The organism is Paenibacillus sp. 598K (assembly GCF_003851045.1).
Lineage (GTDB): Bacteria > Bacillota > Bacilli > Paenibacillales > Paenibacillaceae > Paenibacillus_D.
The window spans coordinates 6,506-7,122 of sequence record NZ_BFBX01000060.1; the positions used below are offsets into that span (position 1 = coordinate 6,506).

Below are 617 nucleotides of genomic sequence, written 5' to 3' on the forward strand. Positions count from 1 at the left end.
CGATACCTATGTTCCTTTGGCGTGCACGGCGTCCCCCCCGGCGGGGCGCCTCTCGCCCGGAGTCCCTTAAGTCCGGCGTCTCCGGTGCGTGGTGTTCCACTCGTTGTCCACCTCCCCCGCGTTCTCCCGGCGAGGCGACTTTAGCCGGTGTTGCTCGCAACTCCCAGTCCGAGAGATTAGAGCACGCCCGGCTTGCTTGTAGTCTGCTCCGCCCCTCGCGCTGCCATCCCTAGCGAAGCGCCGCCAGACGCTCGTCCATCGCCGCGAGGATGTCGTCGACGGTGCCGTGTCCGGCGATCCAGTCCTGGAAGCCGCGGCACAGCACGTCGGCGACGCCGACCGGCCAGGCCTGGTTGCTAAAGTAGATCGTCTCATGGTCCGCCATCAGCTCCGTGAAGCCGTCGAGCTCGGGGATGCCGAGCCGCTCGTCCTTGGCCATCGGGAAGACGTCATAGTTGCGCTTGTAGAGCCGGTAGAGCGGCGACGCCGGGTCGAGCTGGTAGGCGAGGATGTCCAGTACCTCCTCGAGGTGGCGCGTATTGGCATTGATGACGGTGCCCCCTGCCGGGCCAACGGAGAGGAGCAGCGGCTCGCCGGGGTCGTTGCCGGGCAGCGGC

General features: G+C 67.4%; 1 protein-coding gene. It reads right to left on the reverse strand.

Going from position 1 to position 617, the window contains the following annotated elements:
* Positions 1-229 precede the first annotated feature (229 nt).
* On the reverse strand, positions 230-617 hold a 388-nt coding region (locus PA598K_RS36280), incomplete at its 5' end, for a hypothetical protein (RefSeq protein ID WP_185602069.1).